This is a genomic window from Pseudomonas sp. G1002 (genome assembly GCF_013385455.1).
In the GTDB taxonomy this organism is placed as follows: Bacteria; Pseudomonadota; Gammaproteobacteria; order Pseudomonadales; family Pseudomonadaceae; genus Aquipseudomonas.
On the sequence record NZ_JACAPY010000022.1, the window covers coordinates 1 to 18387 of the forward strand.

Genomic DNA, 18387 nt, shown 5'->3' on the forward strand with positions numbered 1-18387 from the left:
GATGGCCCGTCGCGGCGGCCCGCGGAACCGGGCCGGAGTGCGGGCATGCCGAGCCTAGGCGAGGCACCGAGTGGTGGGGCAAAGACCTTTTGGTTACTTTTGGCTGGGCCGGCATTCCGGGCGTTTGCCAAAAGTGACCCGCTGTAAGAGCGGAACCATAAGCCGCCGTTACCTAAATAACGGATATGTACTCAACCCCAACCCCTAGCGAAACCGCGCGATCACCGCCTCCACCACCGGGTTCGGCCGCTGGGTATTCCAGGCGACGGCCGTGGTCACCACATTGAGCTTCTGGCTCAACGCCCGAAACACCACATTGGCCGGCGCCAGCTTCTTCAACGACGCCGGCACCAACGCAATGCCCTGCCCATAGCTGACAAACGCGATCTGCGAAGCCACCGACCGCACTTCATGCAGCACCCGAGGCGAAAACCCGCTGGCACGACAGGTTGCGATCAAATTGTCGAAATACACCGGACTGACGTTGCGCGAAAACATCACCAACGGCTCATTCGCCAGGCTCGACAAACTGATCCGCGTACGACTCGCCAACGGGTGATCCGCCGGCAACGCCACCACCAGCCGGTCCTCCGTCAGCGGCAATGACTGCACCGAAGCCCCAAGGTCACCATCCAGCCGGGCAAACGCCAGGTCGATATCCCCGGCCTCCAGCGCCGGCAACGCCTCGACGCTGTCGATTTCCCGCACCGACACCGTGAGCTGCGGGTAATCAAGCTTCAGTTGCTCGATCAACCCCGGCAGCACATCAAACATCGCCGTGGAAATCGCGCCGATGGTCAACATCCCCGACTGCCCCGCCACCGCTTCTTCCACGGCGAGTTCCAGGCGCTCCAGCTGCTCGGCGAACTTGCGCACCGCCGGCAGGATCGCCGCGCCCACCGGAGTCAGCTTGGCCCCCCGTCGGGAGCGGTCGAACAGCTTGACCTTGAGCGCCTGCTCCAGCACCTGGATCTGCTCGCTCAGCGGTGGCTGGGACATGCCGAGGCGCTTGGCCGCACGGCCAAAGTTCTGCTCTTCAGCCACGGCCAGGAACAACCAGAGGTGACGAATCAGGCGAAAGTTGATCATGGTCTTATCCATAGGTTAAGCGTATGCAAGGCTTCTGTACTTCGTAATATACCTATCATAGCCACTGACTGACACTGGCCGCCTCCGTCACCCGAGGCTTGCCCATGACCGCTGACCACTTGCTCGACCGCCTGGCCGCACTGGACACCAACACCGTGTCCGACGCCCTCGACTTCCTCGGCCTGCCCGGCGCCACCGTGGGCCTGCGCCCGTTGTGGAACTGCCCGAAGATCGTTGGCCGCGCCAGTACCGTACTGCTCGGCCCCAAGTCCGACATCGCCCCGACCGTGCACTTGATCACCCCGGTGATCGAACAGGTCGCGACAGACGACCGGGTGCTGGTGATTGCCGGCGGTATCGAGGGCATTTCCTGCTGGGGCGACATCATCGCCAACGCGGCGTTGCGCAAACACATACGCGGTACAGTGATTGATGGTTTCAGCCGCGATATCGACGGCAGCGAAGCCATTGGCTATCCGGTGTACGGACGCGGCGTGACCATGATCAGCGCGCGCAACCGCGTGGTGCAGCTCGACGCCGGCGTGACCCTCAGCGTCGCTGGCGTGAGCGTCAGCGAGGACGACTACGTGATTGCCGATACCTGCGGCACGGTATTCGTGGCCCAGGCGGTGATCGAAAAGGTCCTGGACCTGGGCGAGCGCATTGCCCGCCGCCAGGACGGCATGGTGCAGGCCGTGCGCAGCGGGCGCTCGGTGGTCGAGGTGATGCACGACGCACAATTTGAGGCGATCAGCCGATGAGTACCGATATCCAGCGGCTGAACCCGCGCCTGGCCAGCGCACAACCGTCTGCCACCTATCGCATCATGGACCGCGTCGCCGAACGCCGGGCGCAAGGCGCGCAGATTATCTCGCTGTGCGCCGGCGAACCGGATTTCGACACCCCGGCGCATATCCGCGAAGCCGCGATCCAGGCCATTGAAACCGGGCATACCCGCTACACCCAGGTGGCCGGTGCGCGGGCCCTGCGGGAGGCGGTGGCGGCGAAGTTCCGGCGCGAAAACGGCCTGGACGTGTCCTGGCAGGACACCCTCGTGTGCAACGGCGGCAAGCAGGTGATCTACAACGCCCTGGCAGCCACCCTCAATGAAGGCGACGAGGTGATCGTGCCCGCACCGTACTGGGTCAGTTACCCGGAGATGGTGCAACTGTGCGGCGGCGAGGCGCGCATCGTCACTTGCAATGCCAACAGTGGGTTCAAGCTGACACCCGAGGCCCTGGCTGCTGCAATCACCCTGCAAACACGCTGGCTGATCCTCAATTCACCGTCCAATCCCACCGGCGCGGTGTACAGCCAAGACGACTTGCGGGCACTCGCCGAGGTGCTGTTGGCCCACCCGCAGGTGCTGATCCTGGCCGATGACATTTACGAGCACCTGATCTTCGACGGCCAGGCCTTTCATACCCTGGCCCAGGTTGAGCCGCGTTTGGCACCACGCACATTGACCATGAACGGCGTGTCCAAGGCCTACGCCATGACCGGCTGGCGCATCGGTTTCGCCACTGGCCCACGCTGGCTGCTGGAGGCCATGGAAAAACTCCAGGGCCAGCAGACCTCCGGCGCCTGTTCGATCTCGCAACAGGCGGCCCTCGCTGCACTGGAAGGCCCCAGGGATTTCATCCGCGACAGCCGCCGGGTGTTCCAGGCGCGCCGGGACTTGATGGTCCAGTTGCTGAACGACACGCCAGGCCTGACGTGCATCAGCCCCGCCGGCGCGTTCTACGCGTTCGCCTCATGCGCCGCGCTGATCGGGCGCACCTCGGCGGGCGGGCGGCTGCTGCGCAGCGATGAAGACGTGGCCCTGGCGCTGCTGGATGAGGCCAATGTGGCCGTGGTGCATGGCAGCGCCTTTGGCCTGGGGCCGTACATCCGCATCGCCTATGCCCTGGATGACAAGTCGTTGCGCCAGGCGTGCGAGGCAATCCGCGGCTTCTGTCGCAGCCTGCTGGCAGAAGAATAAAAGTGATGAGTTCACATAGATAAATATCGCTAATGGTGGCATGCGCCCCTTCTTAAGATTAAGGCCGAACAGGACAACACTCACAACAACAAGGTCCGCCCCCATGTCTATGCCTGAAGTCATAAAACCCGCTGTGCGCAGCCAATACCGCTGGGTGGTTGCTGCGCTGATTTTCCTGATCTACACCGTGGCCGCCGCCGACCGGGCCAACCTCGGCGTGGCGCTGCCGTTCATTCGCCAGGAATTTGCAATGAGCAACGCCCAGGCCGGTGGCCTGGTCAGCCTGTTCCTGCTGGCTTACGCCCTGGCACAACTGCCGTCGGGCTTTGCCTTCGGCCGCTTTGGCGTCAGCCGGATCCTGCCGGGGGCCATGGTGCTGACCTCCCTGTTGACCGGGCTGGTGGGCACCGCCAGCTCACTGCTGGCACTGAAACTCTATCGCCTGGGCCTGGGTATCGCCGAAGGCCCGCTGCCCATCAGCATGACCACCACCATCAACAACTGGTTTCCGGCACGGGAAAAAGGCACCGCGTCGGGGATCTTTTTATCGGCCGTGAAGTTCGGACCGGTGATCGTGCCGCCGCTGTGCGCCGTGATCATTTCGGTGTGGGGCTGGCGCGAGATTTTCTACTTCTTTGCGATCCCGGGCATCGTGCTGGCGGTGGTCTGGTACTTCATGGTCACCGACCATCCGTCCCGCAGCCGCTTCGTCAACCAGGCCGAACTTCAATACATCGTCGAAGACACCGCAATCGCCCAGACCGCCCGTGTGCACAAGACGCCGGCGTGGGTGAAAAAGCTCGACCGGGTGATCCGCACCCGCGATGAAAAGCCCCTGGAAACCAACCGTCAGGTTTTCACCTCATGGAATATCTGGGGGTGCGCCACCAGCTACTGCTTCCAGCTCGGTGTCTCCAGCGTGCTGCTGGCGTGGATTCCCACCTACCTGATGACCGTCAAGCAGTTCTCGATCATGAACATGGGCCTGGTCTCGGCAGCGCCCTGGGTGGGCGCGGTGCTGGGCAACCTGCTGGGCGGTTTCTGCTCGGACCGCCTGATGGGCGGGCGCCGCAAGCCGGGCATGTTGCTGTCGGCGGTCGGCACCTCGTTGATGATGTACCTGCTGATCAATTCACCGGCCGAGCCCCTGCCCTACGGCTTGCTGCTGATGCTGACCGGCGTGGTGCTGAGCCTCGGCTTCTCGTCCTACATGGTCTACCCGATGGGCCTGACCACCAAGAAGACCTTCCCGATCTCCAACGCCATCGTGAACATGATCGGCCAGTTGGGCGCCGCCGCCACGCCCTTCATCACCGGCCTGCTGCTGGACAACTACGGCTGGAACTACGTATTTGCCTGGCTGGCGATCGGCTCGTTCATCAGCTTCATCATTTTGCTGACCATTGCCGAGCCCCGCCCGGCCTCCAGCCACCCGACCTGATTTGTCACCACCACGAGGAGTTACCCATGTCACCCCAAGACCAAGAATTGGTTGCCCTGTTTGCCGGCCTGGACACCCCGGGCGTGTCCGACGCCCTGGACAAACTCGGCTTGCCCGGCCAGTGCCTGGGAATCATGCCCCTGGACAACTATCGCCAGGTGGTGGTCGGCCCGGCCTTCACGGTGCGCTACGTCAGCGCCAGCACCCCGCCGGGCACCGTCGGTGACTTTGTCGATGACGTGGCCGAAGGCGATGTGGTGGTGATCGACAATGACGGACGCACCGACTGCACGGTGTGGGGCGACATCATGACCCAGTACGCCGGCAGCCAGCGGATCGCCGCGACGGTGATCGATGGCGTGTGCCGCGACGTGAGCAAGGCCCTGGGCGACGGCTACCCGCTGTTCACCAAGGGCCGGTTCATGCGCACGGGCAAGGACCGGGTTGAAGTGGAAGCAGTAAACCAGCCGGTGTCCATCGGCCAAGCCCGGGTGTGCGCCCGGGACATCGTGGTGGCCGACGCCAATGGCGTGGTGATCGTGCCGCGCGAGCGGGCCCATGAAGTGGCGGCGTGCGCGCGCTCGATTGAAGCGGTGGAAGCGCGTATCCGGGCGCTGCTCGATGAAGGCAAATCCCTGCGTGAAGCACGGGCGGCGCTGGGTTATCACACCCTGCAACGCAAGGGCTGAAAGGTCCTTCAGTTGGCCGGTCGCAACAGCTGCATCTGCTGGCGGTAGTCATCCGTCACCTGCCGCGCCTGACCGCTGCTGGTGATCACCCTCGGTGTGATCAGCACGATCAGTTCGGTGCGGTCCTTGGACTTGCTGGTGTTGCCAAACAACCAGCGCAGCCCGGGGATTTTCCCCAGGTACGGCACCGCACTGACGCTCTCGGCGTTGTCCTGCTTGATCAGCCCGCCGAGCAACACGGTCTGGCCGCTTTGCACCGCCACCTGGGTCGACACCGAGCGCGTGGAGATACGCGGGTTGTTGGGTGTGTCGCTGCTGTTGGTGGTTTGGTTCTCGGCGTCGCTGACCTGTTGCTGGATGTCCATGTACACCAGGCCGCCCGGGTTGATCCGCGGCACCACGTCGAGGATCACCCCGGTCTGCACGTATTCGACGCTGCTCAAGGTGCTGTCGGCGTTGCCGGTGTTGACCGTGGTCTGGCTGATGGGGATGTTGTCACCCACCTGGATCTGCGCCGGCTGGTTGTTCATCACCACCAGCGATGGCGCCGACAGCACCTGGGTGCGGCCGTTGGTTTCCAGGGCGTGCAAGGCCACTTGCAGGTTGGAGCTGACGAAGGAATAGAACAGCGAATCCGCGCCCAATCCCGCACCGCCGCCACCCAGGGCGCCCTGGCTGCCAGGGGTATTGGCTACCGTGGTGCTGGTGGAGTTGCCCGCCAGGCGGCCCAGGTACCATTGCACCCCTAGGTCCAGTTCGCCGGTGAGTTTGACTTCGAGGATGCGCGTCTCGATCTGCACTTGCAGCGGCGGGTTGTCGAGGCGCTTGATCGCCGATTCGATCTCCTTCCACTGCACCGGTCGGGTGCGTACCAGCAACTGGTTACTGCTTTTTTGCGCGGTGATCCGGGTGCCGGCGTCGAGGCTTTTGGCAGCGCCCGGCTCTGCATTTTCACCGTCTTCGCTGGCGACCGGGGCCTGGTCTTCTTCGTCGCTGACGGGCGGGCTATTGCTGCTGTTGTTCAAGCCACCGGAGGTGCCGCCGCTGGTGTTGAGTGACGACAAGGTCGCCGTGCGCAGCCCCGGCGCCACCTGGGCCGGCGTATCGTCCTTGATCGCGCCGGTGCCGTAGATCTGCCGCAGGTATTTGGCGAGGTCCGTGGCCTTCATGTTGCGCACGTCGTAGACGTACATCTGCGGCTCGTTGCCGCCGCCTTCATCGATGGTGTGAATCCAGTCGCCAACTTCACTGAGGTACTGCGGCTGGGACGAGATCGCCACCACCGAATTGGTCCGCTCGATGGGCAGGAAGCGCACCATGCCCGCCAGGGGCATGCCGCTGTCGGGGCCAAACATTTTTTGCAGCTCGGGCATCAACTCCGCGACCGAAGCCCGTTGCAAACCGAATACGCCCACCGACATGCCCTTGAGCCAATCGACGTCGAAGGTGTCGATGGTGTCCTGATAGTTGGCCAACTCATCCGGCGTACCGGCCAGGCTCAGCACGTTGCGTGCCGGGTCCACCAGCAGGAATGCGTTTTCCCGGGCGAACGGCTTGAGCAGTTTCTGCATTTCCGTGGCCGAGATATAGCGCAGCGGAAACAGCCGTGCCGAGAGCCCGCTGGAGGGTCGCGACACGCTCATTTCCGGCACCAGCTTGCCCGCCACCGCCTGGTTGGCGGGCAGAATCACGTAGCGCTGGCCCTGGCGGATCATCGCGTTATCGGTCCAGGACAACAGGGTTTCGAGGATCGACAGCGCCTGTTTCTTGTTCACCGGCTTTGAGGTGGAGAAGCTTACGTTGCCTTTCACACCCTGGGCGATGCTGTAGTTCTCGTGCAGCAGGTCGCCCATGACGCTGTTGATCACCGCCTCAATCGGCTGGTCGGCGAAGTTGAACACGATGTCGCCGCTGGCTTCATCCTTGACCGCCGGCGCCGGTGCGGGCTGGCGCACGAACTGCTGGTTACCGCGAATCAACTGGCGCTGGGGCGGCGTAGGCGCCTGGGGTTGGCGGCTGTCGGCCGCAGGCGACTCGCTGGCCGGGTCCACGGGCGGCCGTTGCGAACCGGTGCCCTGCATCGCCTCGTGAAGCAAGGCATCGTCCGGGTCAAGGTGATCGGGGAATGACCCACAGCCGCCCAAGGCGACGGCGGTGGCCAGGCAAAACACGCTGGTGCGCAAGGCGCTAGGGGAAGTATCGATCAAGGGGCGGGCTCGTGAGGAAGGGAAATCGGTGGTGTGGTGGACGGCGGCGGCAAACGCGGAACGCTGAGGCTCAGGGTTTGCGTGCGGCCATCCAGCACAAAACGGGCGTGCAGCGGCGTCAGGTGTTCCAGGCGCCAGCCGTTGGGCAGAGTCTGGCCTTGGTGGACCTTGAGCGGCGGGCCCTCGTCACGCTTGAGCAGCGCGACGCGCAGGTCGCCGTCGAGCAGCACGCCGGTCAGCTTCAGGCTCGACAGGCTGGAAATCTCGGCCTGGCCAACGGCGGCATCGGGGCTGCGGTCGGGGCTGAACAGCGGCGCCTGCCAGGTGCCGGCGAGGCTTTCCAGGGTCGCACTCGGGGCCACGTGAACCTTCGCCGAAGCATTGGCGCGCACGGCGGAGGCAGGCTCATCCAACCACTGCGGCGCGTCGCCGATGCTGCTCAAGATGCCCACCATTAGCAGGCCCAGCAGCCCGGCCACACCGAGCAATCCCCACTCGAGGGGGCGCAATGAATTGATCATCGGCGGGCCTGCGTGGCGGCTGCCGGTTGCAGATAACCGCGCACCAACAGGTGCACCACCAGCTTTCCGGCACCGCCGCTGGCGGGGGCATTCGGCCCGCGACGGACGCTCATTTCATCCACGAAAAGGAACGGTCGCTGGTACTCCAGCTCATGCAGGATCGCAGTCAGGGGTTCGATGGCGCAGTTGAGGGTCAGGCTGACTTTGACCTGGCGATAGGGCTCGGTGTCGTCCTGCTCCGGGGTGATGGGCATGCGCTGGGTCAGGCTGCAGCCGCCGCCGAGGCCGGCGCGGCTGTTGATCAGGTCGGCGATGCGCTGCATCAGGTCCGCCGCCACGGCGCTGGGGTCATCCCCCGGCAACAGGCTGGTGCTGCTGGCCGGGTCCTGGCGGGCTTGCTCCAGTTGCTCACGCAAGGCGGCGCCCTGTTGCAGCAGGCCCGCATAGCGTTGCTGTTGTTCGCGCAGCTGTTCGGCCTGCTCGCCCATGGCACGCAATGGCCCGGCGAACCAGCTGTCGATCAGCAGCCAGTAACCGCCGCCCAGCACCAGCGCCAGGACCAGCAAGGCGGCGCCGCGACGCTCACGGGGTGTCAGTGGTCGGCGCATCGGCGGCCTCCTGGTGCAAGTGGGCGCGCAGGGAAAACTGATCCTTGCCGGTTTGCGCATCGGGTTGGATCACCCCTTCGAACTGGGGGTTTTCCAGGCTGTGGCACGCCTTGATCCGAGTGATCAGGGCACTCGCCTTGGCGCTTTGCCCGGAGAAGGACACGTCGGCGCCGTTGTTGACGTCCAACTGGTCGATCCAGGTATCGGCGGGCAGGCAGGCGGTCAGCTCGTTGAGCAACGCCGCCAACGGCGGTTGTGCCGACTTGCGGCGAATCAGGTACTGCGCGGCGCCACGGGTATTGAGCAGTTGCTGGCGCAGGCTCTGGACCTCGGCGACCTGGGCTTTCTGTTGTTGCACCTGCGCCTGCATGACGTCGAGCACCCGCTGGCGGTCGTTGAGCCACAGCAGCATCGCGGCAATCAGCAAGGCGCCGCACAGCCAGGGCAGGCTGCGTTGCAAGCCCTTCCCGGCCGGCCGCTGGCGTGGGCGCAACGGCGCCGGCAGCAGGTCGATGCCCATTGGCCCGTCCACATCCACCGCATGGGGCTGCAAGCCGAGAGCAGCGCAGTCCAACAGGATTTGATCCAGGCGCTCCCGCAGGATGGCCACCAGGGTCACTTGCACATGCGTGGCGGTGCGCCGTTCCTGGCGGGCCACGAAGTACAACTGTTCAGCCTCGAACGGGGTAAAGCGGTCCAGCTCATAACCCATAACGGTCGACAGGTTGCGCGCGGCCGCCAGGGGCAGTTGCAGGGTTTGCAGCAGCACCGCCGAGGGCGCGAGCACCAGTACCTGGCGCACCTCGTCGGCAGGTTTTGCCACCGGCTCGGTCAACGGCCAGTGGTAGCGGTGCTCGGGGATGTCACGGACCGACAGCCACGCCGGCAGGCAGCCACGCAGCTCCTTGAGCCACAGGCGCCAGCCCACTTGCAGCAAGCTGCCGCGCCAGCGCCGGGTGAGCGGTTCGGCCAGCTGTTGAAGGCGCGCCACTGGCGCCGAAAGGTATGGATTCATTCTTGCCAACGCAGCACCCGATAAGGTTGTGCGCTTCCCTCCGATGGGCTCAATAAAACCGTGGTTCGTAACCGGGCGTGGTAACCGCCGGGGCGTTGTGCGCGGCTGTCGATCACCAGCACGTCACCGGGGTCGGCCCCTACTGCGCTCTGCCGGGGCAGGTTCAGCGCCTGGCGCATCAATGGGCTGGCGAAAGCGGGATCGGGCCGGTCCAGGCCGCTCCACAAACTGATTTCCGGGGCCAGCCGGCTGTACAGCGCCTGGGTCATGCCGGGCAATTGCCGCACTTCCTCCACCACGCGGAACGGCGCCAGGCCTGCGTTGCGCCGCATTTCCAGGTCCCTGGCGAGCCGGCTGGCCTGGGCCTGGGTGGCGCCGCAGGCCAGGGCCAGCCGGGCAAAGTCAGCGGCCTCGGCGCTGTTCAAATACAGCTTGCCGCGCTCGCTGTGCAGGCTCACGTGAAGCTGTGCGTCATCAAATACCAGGGGCATTTCGCGGCCGTCGGCGATCCATTGCTTGCGTTGCAGCGGGTCGGCCAGGGCCTGCATGGCCAACGCCACGCCCGCCTCCGCCGCCAGCAGCGCCTGGGTATGCTGGCGATGCCACAGGGCCTGGCGGCTTTCCAGTTGTACCCAACCGGCCAGGCCGCCCAGCAGCAAGCTGAGCAACGCCAGTACCCACAGCACCAGCAGCAATGCAACGCCGCGCTGACGCTTCATTCGCCTGATGCTCCGCTAGAGAGGTTCAGCCGCAGGGCAACCACTTGGGTGACCCACGGCACCGGTCCGTTGACTTGTGCTGCAATGCGTACCGCATAAGGCAGGCGTTTGGTCCACGGCCAGTCACTGATCCAACCGGTGGCCTGGCCCTTGGGCGACAGGCCGCGATAGCTGAATTGCAGATCCTCGACGTTCTTCAGCAACACCTGCGGTTCGCTGCGGGTGGCCGGCACGCTCACTTGGGCATTGGACTCAAACCGTGCGAACGCCACCTGCAACTCGCGCTCGGTCAACTGCAAGGTGAAACGCTGGATACCGCCGCCGAGCACGCCCGGCAAGGTCGCGACGAATTGCAGGCGCTGGGGAGCGCCGACAAAAAAGCCGTTGGTCTGGCTGTCGTCCTCGGTCACGTCGAGGGGCAATGCTTCGCTGATGGAGGTGCGCAGGAACTGTTGCGCGGCGCGGCTTTCATCCAGGCTGACGGTGTAGCGCTGCGCCTTGAGTACTGCACGGTTGGCTCCCAGGAGCGCGCCGCCCACCAGGGCCAACAACACGCCCAGCAGGCTGAGCACGATCATGATTTCGAGCAACGTGAAGCCCCGCTGCTGCTTCACTGGAGGCTCCCGTCGCGGCTGGCGCGCAGTTTCAAGGTACTGAAATTTGCGCGGCGCGGACCTTCGCTGACGCTGAGATCGAGGCGAAACAAATGTGGCTGACCGATGCGGGTGGGCTGCTGGGCGACGCGCAGTTGCCAGGCAATGCCGTCCAGCTCGCCCTCGCGCACGCCACTGGCCAGGGGCCCCGACGCCTCCTGATCCATCACGCTCAAGGCGGTATGGGTCAGGCGGTCGCTGTGGGCCACCTGCAACAACGAGCGCGCGCTTTGGCCGAACGCGACCAGCAACACCGTGCTGCAGATCGCCATGAGGGTCAGCGCTGCGAGCATTTCCAGCAAGGTGAAACCCGACTGACGCTTCATGGCAATGCCCTGGACTGCACGCTGCCGGTCAGCCAGCCGACGTCGATGCGCCAGCGTCGCGTGCCATTGGCCAATAACAGGTTGCCGCCGGTAGAGCTGCCGTCGGGGTAAAACTCCACCGCAGCGCCTGCGTGTTCGGCGGTGTGCAGGGTCACTTGCAGATCGGCCGGCCAGTGCTTGATGGGTTGCCCCGGCGCCTGAAAGCTCAGCCGGGCCAAGTCGAAGACGGTCTTGGCCGACCTGCCGCTGACAATCGCCCGTGCCCGTGTGCTGCGCAGGGCATCCACCATCTGCCCGACCACCTGGCGCTCTTTCGCTACCCGCAGGCCTTGTTGCAGGCCAAATCCCACCAACCCGGCCGCGATGCTGATCAACACGATCACCACCAGCATCTCCAGCAGGGTAAAGCCGCGTTGGAGGGCCGGCATTATTCCCAGTTGCCCAGGTCGGCGCTGTAGCCTTCGCCGCCGGGCTGGCCGTCCTGACCGTAGAAGATCAGGTCGAAGGCGCCATGTTCACCGGGGAAGCGATAGCCGAAGGCATGGCCGAACGGGTCCTTGAGGTCTGAGGGCTTGGCGTACGGTCCGGCCCAGCCGGCGGTGTTGCCGGGCTTGTCGACCAATTGCTGGAGGGTCTTGGGTGGCGAGCCGACGTCCAGGCCGTAGCTCTCGATCTTCATGCTCAGGCTGGCCAGTTGCGCCTTGCCCGCGCCGTATTTGCCCTTGTCGACGTTGCCGCCCACCTGGCGCACCACGATGGTCGCGACGATGCCCAGCAACACAATCACCGCGAGCATTTCCAGCAAGGTGAAACCGCCTTGGCGGCGGGCGGGTTTGAAACGGGTATGGCGCATCGGCTTGCTTCCTTGGGTCTTCATATATTGCTGGTCAGGCTCATCAGCGGCAGCATGATCGCGAGCATGATCACCGCCACCAGCACCGCCATGACCACCGTCAGGGACGGCACCAGGGCGGCGAGCAGGCGGTCGATGCCGCGCTTGGCTTCAACGTCGAACACGTCGGCGACCTTGAGCAGCATGCTGTCCAGTTCACCGGCCTGTTCGCCGACTTCAATCATTTGCAGGGCCAGGTCCGGCAGCAGCGGTTGGCTGCCAAATGCACTGGCCAGGGTGCCGCCGCCTTTCACCGACTCGGCGGCCTGGGCCACTTGTGCCTGCAAGGCACGGTTGGTGCAGACCTGGCGCGCGATCACCAGCGCTTGCAGCAGCGCCACGCCGTTGCTCAGCAAGGTGCCGAGGGTGCGTGCCAGGCGTGCGGCTTCGACCCGCTGCAACAGCGGGCCGATAACGCGGATACCCAGCACGCGCCGGTCGTACTGCTCGCGGTGTCGTGGGTTGCGCAGGCGTGCCGCCAGGGCCCAGACCGTCACGATCAACCCGGCAAAAACCGCCAGGCCATAGGCGCCGAGGAACTGCCCAAGGCCCAGGATCACTTCGGTGATCAACGGAATCGGCACGCCCAGATCCTTGAAGATCGGCACGAACTGCGGCACCACGTAAGCCAGCAACAGCGCCAGGGAACCGAGCACGCCCACCACCAGGAAGGCGGGATAGATCAGCGCGTTGATCACCTCGCCTCTCAATAACTGGCTGCGTTCCAGGTAGTCACTGAGTTGGCGCAGGGTGTTCTCCAGCGCACCGCCCGCCTCACCGGCACGCACCATGCTCAGGTACAGCGGCGAAAACTGGCTGCCCTCCTCTTCCAGCGCTGCCGACAATGGCTTGCCGGCCTTGACGTGCTCGCGGATACGCTCGATCAGCGCCCGGGTCTGCGGCTGGCCGGGCTGCTTGAGCAGGATGCCCAGCGAGCGCTCCAGCGGTTGGCCCGCGCCCAGCAGGGTGGCCAGTTGCTGGGTAAAACTGACCAGCGCCGCGCCATTCAACTGACCGCGCCCGAAGGCATTGCGCAGCCCTTGGGCACCGGCGGCATCGATGTGCAATAGCAGCAGGCCACGCTTGTGCAGCGCAGCGACGGCGGCGGCCTGGTCCTTCGCTTCGAGGGTGCCGCTCTGCGCGACGCCCTGGCTGTCCAGGGCACGGTATTTGAACAGGCTCACGCGCCCTCTCCACGGGTGACGCGCAACACTTCTTCAAGGGACGTGACACCGGCCACCGCCTGGCGCAGGCCTTCTTCATGCAGGGTGCGCAAGCCACCACGGCGGGCGGCCTGTTCGAGGGTCGCGGCGTCGGCCTGGCGCATCAACAAGCTGCGCAGTTCGTCATTCATCACCAGCAATTCGGTGATTGCACTGCGGCCGTGGTAACCGCCGCCGGCGGCGTTGGCGCGAGGCCGGTAAAGCAGGATCGGGCGCTGCTCGGTGAAGCGGTCGAGGCCGTGTTCCTCGATCAGCTCCGGCGGGGCTTCAAACGCCTCGCGGGTCGCCGGGTCGAGGCGGCGCACCAGGCGCTGCGCGAGGATGCCATTGACGGTCGAGGCGATCAGGTAGCTCTCCACCCCCATGTCCAGCAGGCGCGTGATACTTGCTGCGGCACTGTTGGTGTGCAGGGTCGAGAGCACCAGGTGGCCGGTCAGGGAAGACTGGATGGCGATGCGGCAGGTTTCGAGGTCGCGGATTTCACCGATCATGATCACGTCCGGGTCCTGGCGCACGATGGAGCGCAGCGCCCCGGCGAAATCCAGCCCAATGGCCGGCTTGACCTGGATCTGGTTGATGCCTTCCAGCTGGTATTCCACCGGATCTTCGACGGTGATGATCTTGCGCTCGGCGGTATTGAGCCGCGACAACGCGGTATAGAGCGTGGTGGTTTTACCCGAGCCGGTGGGTCCGGTGACCAGCAGGATGCCGTGGGGTCGCTCGAGCACTTCAAGGAAGGTTTCCAGGCGCTGGCCGTCAAAGCCCAGGCTCTGGAAATCGAACTGCACGGTCTGGCGGTCCAGCAGGCGCATCACCACCGACTCGCCAAAACTGGTGGGCACCGTGGATACCCGCAGGTCCAGTTCCTTGCCCTGGATGCGCAACATGATCCGGCCGTCCTGCGGCAGGCGGCGCTCGGCGATGTCGAGGCGCGCCATGATCTTGACCCGGGAAATCACCGCCGCCGAGGAACTCGCCGGCGGCGCTTCGGCTTCATGCAGCACACCGTCGATGCGGTAGCGCACCTTGAGCTGGTTTTCGAAGGGTTCGATATGGATGTCCGAGGCGCGGTGCTCCACGGCCCGTTGCAGGATCAGGTTGACCAGGCGAATCACCGGGGCTTCGGAGGCCATGTCCTTGAGGTGTTCGATGTCTTCCAGGGCGCCGCCCTGTTCATCGAGGTTTTCGATCAGGGTGCCCATGGCGGAACGGCCCTGGCCGTAGTAACGCTCGATCAGGGTTTCGACTTCGTTGCGCGGCCCGACCGCCAGCCACACCGGCACGCCGCACGCGTATGCCAGGGCCTGGAACGGATACAGCAGCGCCGGGTTGGCCGCCAACACCCGCACACCACCGTGGCTCCAGCCCACCGGCACCACCTGGTAATGGCGCATGAAGCGTTCGGTCAGCGCCGGCAGCGGGTCGAGCACGGGCGGTGCGGCGTCCGCCAGCAGCAACGGCGCGCCGAGCAAATCGGCCCAGGCCCGCGCCAGTTCCACTTCGGAAACCAGCCCCAGGCGCGTCAGCAGGCCGAGCAGTTCGGGGTCGTCGGATTCCTGGGATAACCGTCGAGCACGTTCCAGGTCGACGGTTTTCAGACCGGCTTTTCGCATCAGCCACGCGCACACTTGTTCGGCATCCGGAATCTGCATTCGGCATGCATCGATGGGCATTGACGGTATCGGTTGAGACATCTGCACCATTCTGAACAACTAGTTGAAGAGGCTGTTTCCAAGGGTGCAGAAACAACAACTAGTCCCAGCGGCGCCTTGAACAAGATCAAGACCCTACACACAAGCGATGTGCAGGACAGCCGTGGCAAATCATGGCCTTTTAGAACTACTGACCAAGGCCATTAGTTCGCCACAATTCATAAAATCTTGTTAAACACATCGACTAACATATTGATGCTTAGTTCACGATTGCAAATAGCCAGCCCGCTGCAACAGCACTAATCATTGAACTTCTCGTCGTTTAATTTTGAACTACACAAGAGTGCCACTTCCCTGTGGCGCGATTGCAGTTAGAAGTCGACGGTCGCCGACAGCAAATAAGTGCGCGGCGTCGACAAGGTCAACCCCGGCTCGCTGTCATCCGAGGCACCGGCCGAACTCCAGTAGCGCCGGTTGGCCACGTTCTCGACATTGGCCCGCAGGGTGATGTGCTTGTCGTCGACCTTGAAGGCGTAGCGTGCGCCGACATCAAGCCGCGTCCAGGCGTCGATTTCCTTGACGTTGGACTGGTCCAGGTACTGCGAGCTGGAATAGATCCCGCGGCTGGTCAGGGTCAGGCCTTCAACAGTCGGCACGTCCCACTCCGCGCCCAGGTTGACGTTGTACTTGGGCGTGGCCGGCGCGCGGTTGCCGTCGTAGGTGCCGTTGGTGGTGTGCGTCAGTTCGCTGTCGATGTACATCACCCCGCCCAGCAGGCGGAAACCCTTGAGCGGCTCGCCGAACACGCTGAGTTCCACGCCATCGTTCTGGCGCTTGCCATTGGGGCCGAAGACCAGCGTGGTGGCGTTGGTCTCGTAGGCCGGCTGCTTGATCCTGAATACAGCGGCCGTCACCGCGAACGCACCGGCGTCGTACTTGGCGCCGACTTCGACCTGACGGCTGATGAACGGTGGGAAGATTTCGTCATCGTTGACCGACGCCGACGGCGCGACCTTGCCCTGGCTCAGGCCTTCCATGTAGTTGGCGTACAACGAGAGCTTGTCGGTGGCCTTGAACAGGATGCCGCCGGACGGTGAAATTTTTTCCTCGTCGTAGGCGGTGTCGCCTTTGACGTCATCGGTCCAGTCGTCGACCTTGACCCGCTGCCAGCGCGCACCGAGGGTCAGCAGCAACCGGTCATCGAAAAAACCCAGGGTGTCGGACAACGCCACACCGCTGAAACGGTTTTCGGTGTAGACCTTCGAGTCAAATCGCGTTGGCCGGCCAGGCGCCGGGGTTTCCACAGGGTTGTAGATATTGCTCGAACCCTGCGCATATCGCGCGCCGCCGTTTTCGAAGTCCATGTAGAAGTAGCTGGCCGCCAGGTTGACCTCATGGCTCACCGGGCCGGTATGGAACCAGTTGCGCACGCCCGCCGTGGCGGTGCGCACGTTTTCATCGCGGGTGAAGTCGCGGGGCTGCACGCTGAAATCACCGGCGTTGTTGGCCACCGACACTGCATGGCGCAGGAAGTCATGGTTGCTTTTGCGCGCACCGACGCCGCCGTAGAGCATTAGGTTGTCGCTGAGATCAAACTCGCCGTTGACCGTGCCGAAGGTGTCGTTGGTGCTTGCCTTGCTCCAGGGCTGCGCGTAGTTGTGGCGTACGTCGTTGGCACTCGGCACCCTGGCTTTGGGCCCGACTTGCACGCGTTCCTGGGGGGCGTCGGTGTCGCGCTCGGTGCGGCCGATGTCGGTGGAGAGTCGCAGGCGTTCACCGCGAAAATCCAGGCCCAGCACGGCCATTTCGCGGTCGACACTCTGGTGATCCCAGGCGGTGTCGCCGGACTGTTTCACGCCGTTGAAACGCAGGCCGAACTGGTTGTCTTCACCAAAACGCCGGCCGATATCCACGGCTCCGCCCGCCTGGCTGTCGGAGGCCCAACTGCCGGTGAGCGAGGTGATGGGTGTGTCGGTGGCACGCTTGGGCACCACGTTGATCCCGCCGCCCACGCTGCCCCGTGGCGAGATGCCGTTGATCAACTGGCTGGGGCCTTTGATGATGTCGACGCGCTCGGCCATTTCCATGTCGATGGTGTAGGTCGGCAATACGCCATAGAGGCCGTTGTAGGCGACATCACTGTTGAACAGGCTGAAGCCGCGAATGGTGAATTGCTCATAGCGCCCGCCGGCCGGGTTGGTGGCGCGCACCGAGGGGTCGCTGGCAATCAGGTCGCCAAGGGTACGCGCCTGTTGGTTCTTGACCGCCGCGCTGGTGTAGGTGGTCATGCTGAACGGGGTATCCATGAAGTCCTTCGAGCCCAGCAGGCCCTGGGAGCCACGGCGCGCCACCTGGCCACCAGCAAAGGACTCGCTGCCGGCATCGCCGGTGGCGCCGAGAATCGAGGTGGGCGCCAGTTGCAGGCTGCCGCCTTCGGGAACCGGGGTCAGCCTATAGGCCTGCTCGCCCATGGGCTGCAGTTGCAGGCCGGAGCCCTGGAGCAGGCGCGCGAAACCTTCTTCGACGCCGTATTCGCCGGACAACCCGCTGCTGTTGCGGCCGCTGACCAGCGCCGGGTCCACCGAGAGGTTGACCCCGGCCAGCCCGGCGAAACGGGTCAGCGCGGCACTCAGGCTGCCGGCCGGCACCTGGTAGCTGCGCCGGGACGCACCGTCTTCGGCATAGCTGATGGGAACGAACAACGGGCTGGCACTCAGGCTCAGCATCAGGCTGAGGTTCAGCAACGGGCGTAGTGCGGGCATTGGAAGAAGCTCTCGATTTTGTTCACTTACCTGGAATGACCAGTCACGTGAAAAAAAGGGACAGACTTCAGCCACTATTTTTTGATTATTACGGTTTGATGCCTTTGAGCTTCTGGAGCAGCTCCATCAATTGCTCCAGGGATTCCTCGCCGAACTGCTCCTGAATCTTCAGGTAATTGCTTTCCATCCCGGCGCTCATGTCGACGAAACACTGCTGGCCCTGTTCGGTCAGGGCGACGAACACCCGGCGCTGGTCTTCGGCGGATTTGCGCCGGCGCACGATACCGTCACGCTCCAGCCGCCCCAGTACGCCGGTCATGCTCGGCTTGAGGATGCAGGCGAGGTGCGCCAGCTGGTGGCTTTCGAGTTCGCCTTGCTGGCGCAGGATGCGGATCACCCGCCACTGCTGTTCGGTCAGGTCATGTTCATTGAGCAACGGCCGGAAGAACGCCATGGTCGCTTCGCGGGCCTGGAGCAAGGTGAGCGTAAGGGACGGTCTGGGGGTGGGCATGGTTCACGCGCAATAGAGGTCGAAGCGACGAAGCTTAGAGTCGGTGTTCCGCGTGCGCAACCCGACGCACGCAGCAAGTCGTTAATTTCGAAACGAAT

The 18387-nt window shown here is 64.3% G+C and carries 18 protein-coding genes; 4 read left to right on the top strand and 14 right to left on the bottom strand.

Going from position 1 to position 18387, the window contains the following annotated elements; all coding sequences use genetic code 11:
- Positions 1-204 precede the first annotated feature (204 nt).
- Entirely contained in the window at positions 205-1089 is an 885-nt protein-coding gene (locus tag HX801_RS11560) for a LysR family transcriptional regulator (RefSeq protein ID WP_134326192.1), read from the bottom strand.
- 104 nt (positions 1090-1193) lie between these two features.
- Between HX801_RS11560 and HX801_RS11565 the strand changes: the two genes are divergently transcribed.
- The 4 genes from HX801_RS11565 to HX801_RS11580 all read left to right on the top strand — a co-directional run bounded on the left by HX801_RS11565 (position 1194) and on the right by HX801_RS11580 (position 5200).
- Entirely contained in the window at positions 1194-1850 is a 657-nt protein-coding gene (locus HX801_RS11565; RefSeq protein ID WP_177022125.1) for an RraA family protein, read from the top strand.
- Positions 1847-3070: a pyridoxal phosphate-dependent aminotransferase gene (locus tag HX801_RS11570; RefSeq protein WP_177022126.1), complete on the top strand. Its 1224-nt coding sequence runs from the start codon at positions 1847-1849 to the stop codon at positions 3068-3070. The genes HX801_RS11565 and HX801_RS11570 overlap by 4 nt, the downstream gene beginning before the upstream one ends.
- A gap of 103 nt (positions 3071-3173) precedes the next feature.
- Positions 3174-4511, top strand: coding sequence for an MFS transporter (locus tag HX801_RS11575; RefSeq protein ID WP_256344175.1), 1338 nt, complete (start codon positions 3174-3176; stop codon positions 4509-4511).
- A gap of 26 nt (positions 4512-4537) precedes the next feature.
- Entirely contained in the window at positions 4538-5200 is a 663-nt protein-coding gene (locus tag HX801_RS11580) for an RraA family protein (RefSeq protein WP_177009920.1), read from the top strand.
- A gap of 8 nt (positions 5201-5208) precedes the next feature.
- Here HX801_RS11580 and gspD read toward each other — a convergent pair whose 3' ends face one another.
- From gspD to hpaR, 13 genes are all read right to left on the bottom strand, one after another.
- Positions 5209-7407 carry a type II secretion system secretin GspD gene (gene gspD / locus HX801_RS11585; RefSeq protein ID WP_177022127.1) on the bottom strand — a complete coding sequence of 733 codons (2199 nt, stop codon included), beginning with the start codon at positions 7405-7407 and terminating at the stop codon, positions 5209-5211.
- Entirely contained in the window at positions 7404-7928 is a 525-nt protein-coding gene (locus HX801_RS11590) for a general secretion pathway protein GspN (RefSeq protein ID WP_177022128.1), read from the bottom strand. Before HX801_RS11590 ends, gspD begins: the two co-directional genes overlap by 4 nt.
- Positions 7925-8536: a type II secretion system protein GspM gene (gene gspM, locus HX801_RS11595; protein ID WP_017478972.1), complete on the bottom strand. Its 612-nt coding sequence runs from the start codon at positions 8534-8536 to the stop codon at positions 7925-7927. Before gspM ends, HX801_RS11590 begins: the two co-directional genes overlap by 4 nt.
- Positions 8511-9551: a PilN domain-containing protein gene (locus HX801_RS11600; protein ID WP_177022129.1), complete on the bottom strand. Its 1041-nt coding sequence runs from the start codon at positions 9549-9551 to the stop codon at positions 8511-8513. Before HX801_RS11600 ends, gspM begins: the two co-directional genes overlap by 26 nt.
- Positions 9548-10270 (bottom strand): general secretion pathway protein GspK, encoded by a 723-nt coding sequence (locus tag HX801_RS11605; RefSeq protein WP_177009916.1) that lies wholly within the window; start codon positions 10268-10270, stop codon positions 9548-9550. The genes HX801_RS11600 and HX801_RS11605 overlap by 4 nt, the downstream gene beginning before the upstream one ends.
- Positions 10267-10884 carry a prepilin-type N-terminal cleavage/methylation domain-containing protein gene (locus HX801_RS11610; protein ID WP_177022130.1) on the bottom strand — a complete coding sequence of 206 codons (618 nt, stop codon included), beginning with the start codon at positions 10882-10884 and terminating at the stop codon, positions 10267-10269. The genes HX801_RS11605 and HX801_RS11610 overlap by 4 nt, the downstream gene beginning before the upstream one ends.
- Complete coding sequence (locus tag HX801_RS11615) at positions 10881-11249, bottom strand: type II secretion system protein (RefSeq protein WP_008437204.1); 369 nt, start codon at positions 11247-11249, stop codon at positions 10881-10883. The genes HX801_RS11610 and HX801_RS11615 overlap by 4 nt, the downstream gene beginning before the upstream one ends.
- On the bottom strand, positions 11246-11677 hold the full coding sequence (locus HX801_RS11620) for a type II secretion system protein (RefSeq protein ID WP_003209913.1): 432 nt from the start codon (positions 11675-11677) through the stop codon (positions 11246-11248). Before HX801_RS11620 ends, HX801_RS11615 begins: the two co-directional genes overlap by 4 nt.
- Complete coding sequence (gspG, locus tag HX801_RS11625; RefSeq protein WP_003209911.1) at positions 11677-12102, bottom strand: type II secretion system major pseudopilin GspG; 426 nt, start codon at positions 12100-12102, stop codon at positions 11677-11679. Before gspG ends, HX801_RS11620 begins: the two co-directional genes overlap by 1 nt.
- Before the next feature lie 20 nt (positions 12103-12122).
- Positions 12123-13325, bottom strand: a complete 1203-nt coding sequence (gene gspF / locus HX801_RS11630; protein WP_177022131.1) for a type II secretion system inner membrane protein GspF — start codon at positions 13323-13325, stop codon at positions 12123-12125.
- A complete protein-coding gene (gene gspE / locus HX801_RS11635) occupies positions 13322-15016 on the bottom strand; it encodes a type II secretion system ATPase GspE (RefSeq protein WP_003209908.1) in 1695 nt (564 codons plus the stop codon). The genes gspF and gspE overlap by 4 nt, the downstream gene beginning before the upstream one ends.
- 371 nt (positions 15017-15387) lie before the next feature.
- Positions 15388-17778 (bottom strand): TonB-dependent receptor, encoded by a 2391-nt coding sequence (locus tag HX801_RS11640; protein ID WP_177022132.1) that lies wholly within the window; start codon positions 17776-17778, stop codon positions 15388-15390.
- Positions 17779-17866: 88 nt separating this feature from the next.
- Positions 17867-18289 (bottom strand): homoprotocatechuate degradation operon regulator HpaR, encoded by a 423-nt coding sequence (hpaR, locus tag HX801_RS11645; protein ID WP_008437189.1) that lies wholly within the window; start codon positions 18287-18289, stop codon positions 17867-17869.
- Positions 18290-18387: the final 98 nt, after the last annotated feature.

Bases quoted from the DNA above. Each gene is read 5' to 3' on its own strand.
- HX801_RS11560 (WP_134326192.1), bottom strand. From the start codon at position 1,089: ATGATCAACTTTCGCCTGATTCGTCACCTCTGGTTGTTCCTGGCCGTG.
- HX801_RS11565 (WP_177022125.1), top strand. From the start codon at position 1,194: ATGACCGCTGACCACTTGCTCGACCGCCTGGCCGCACTGGACACCAAC.
- HX801_RS11570 (WP_177022126.1), top strand. From the start codon at position 1,847: ATGAGTACCGATATCCAGCGGCTGAACCCGCGCCTGGCCAGCGCACAA.
- HX801_RS11575 (WP_256344175.1), top strand. From the start codon at position 3,174: ATGTCTATGCCTGAAGTCATAAAACCCGCTGTGCGCAGCCAATACCGC.
- HX801_RS11580 (WP_177009920.1), top strand. From the start codon at position 4,538: ATGTCACCCCAAGACCAAGAATTGGTTGCCCTGTTTGCCGGCCTGGAC.
- HX801_RS11590 (WP_177022128.1), bottom strand. From the start codon at position 7,928: ATGATCAATTCATTGCGCCCCCTCGAGTGGGGATTGCTCGGTGTGGCC.
- gspM (WP_017478972.1), bottom strand. From the start codon at position 8,536: ATGCGCCGACCACTGACACCCCGTGAGCGTCGCGGCGCCGCCTTGCTG.
- HX801_RS11600 (WP_177022129.1), bottom strand. From the start codon at position 9,551: ATGAATCCATACCTTTCGGCGCCAGTGGCGCGCCTTCAACAGCTGGCC.
- HX801_RS11605 (WP_177009916.1), bottom strand. From the start codon at position 10,270: ATGAAGCGTCAGCGCGGCGTTGCATTGCTGCTGGTGCTGTGGGTACTG.
- HX801_RS11615 (WP_008437204.1), bottom strand. From the start codon at position 11,249: ATGAAGCGTCAGTCGGGTTTCACCTTGCTGGAAATGCTCGCAGCGCTG.
- HX801_RS11620 (WP_003209913.1), bottom strand. From the start codon at position 11,677: ATGCCGGCCCTCCAACGCGGCTTTACCCTGCTGGAGATGCTGGTGGTG.
- gspG (WP_003209911.1), bottom strand. From the start codon at position 12,102: ATGCGCCATACCCGTTTCAAACCCGCCCGCCGCCAAGGCGGTTTCACC.
- gspE (WP_003209908.1), bottom strand. From the start codon at position 15,016: ATGCAGATTCCGGATGCCGAACAAGTGTGCGCGTGGCTGATGCGAAAA.
- HX801_RS11640 (WP_177022132.1), bottom strand. From the start codon at position 17,778: ATGCCCGCACTACGCCCGTTGCTGAACCTCAGCCTGATGCTGAGCCTG.
- hpaR (WP_008437189.1), bottom strand. From the start codon at position 18,289: ATGCCCACCCCCAGACCGTCCCTTACGCTCACCTTGCTCCAGGCCCGC.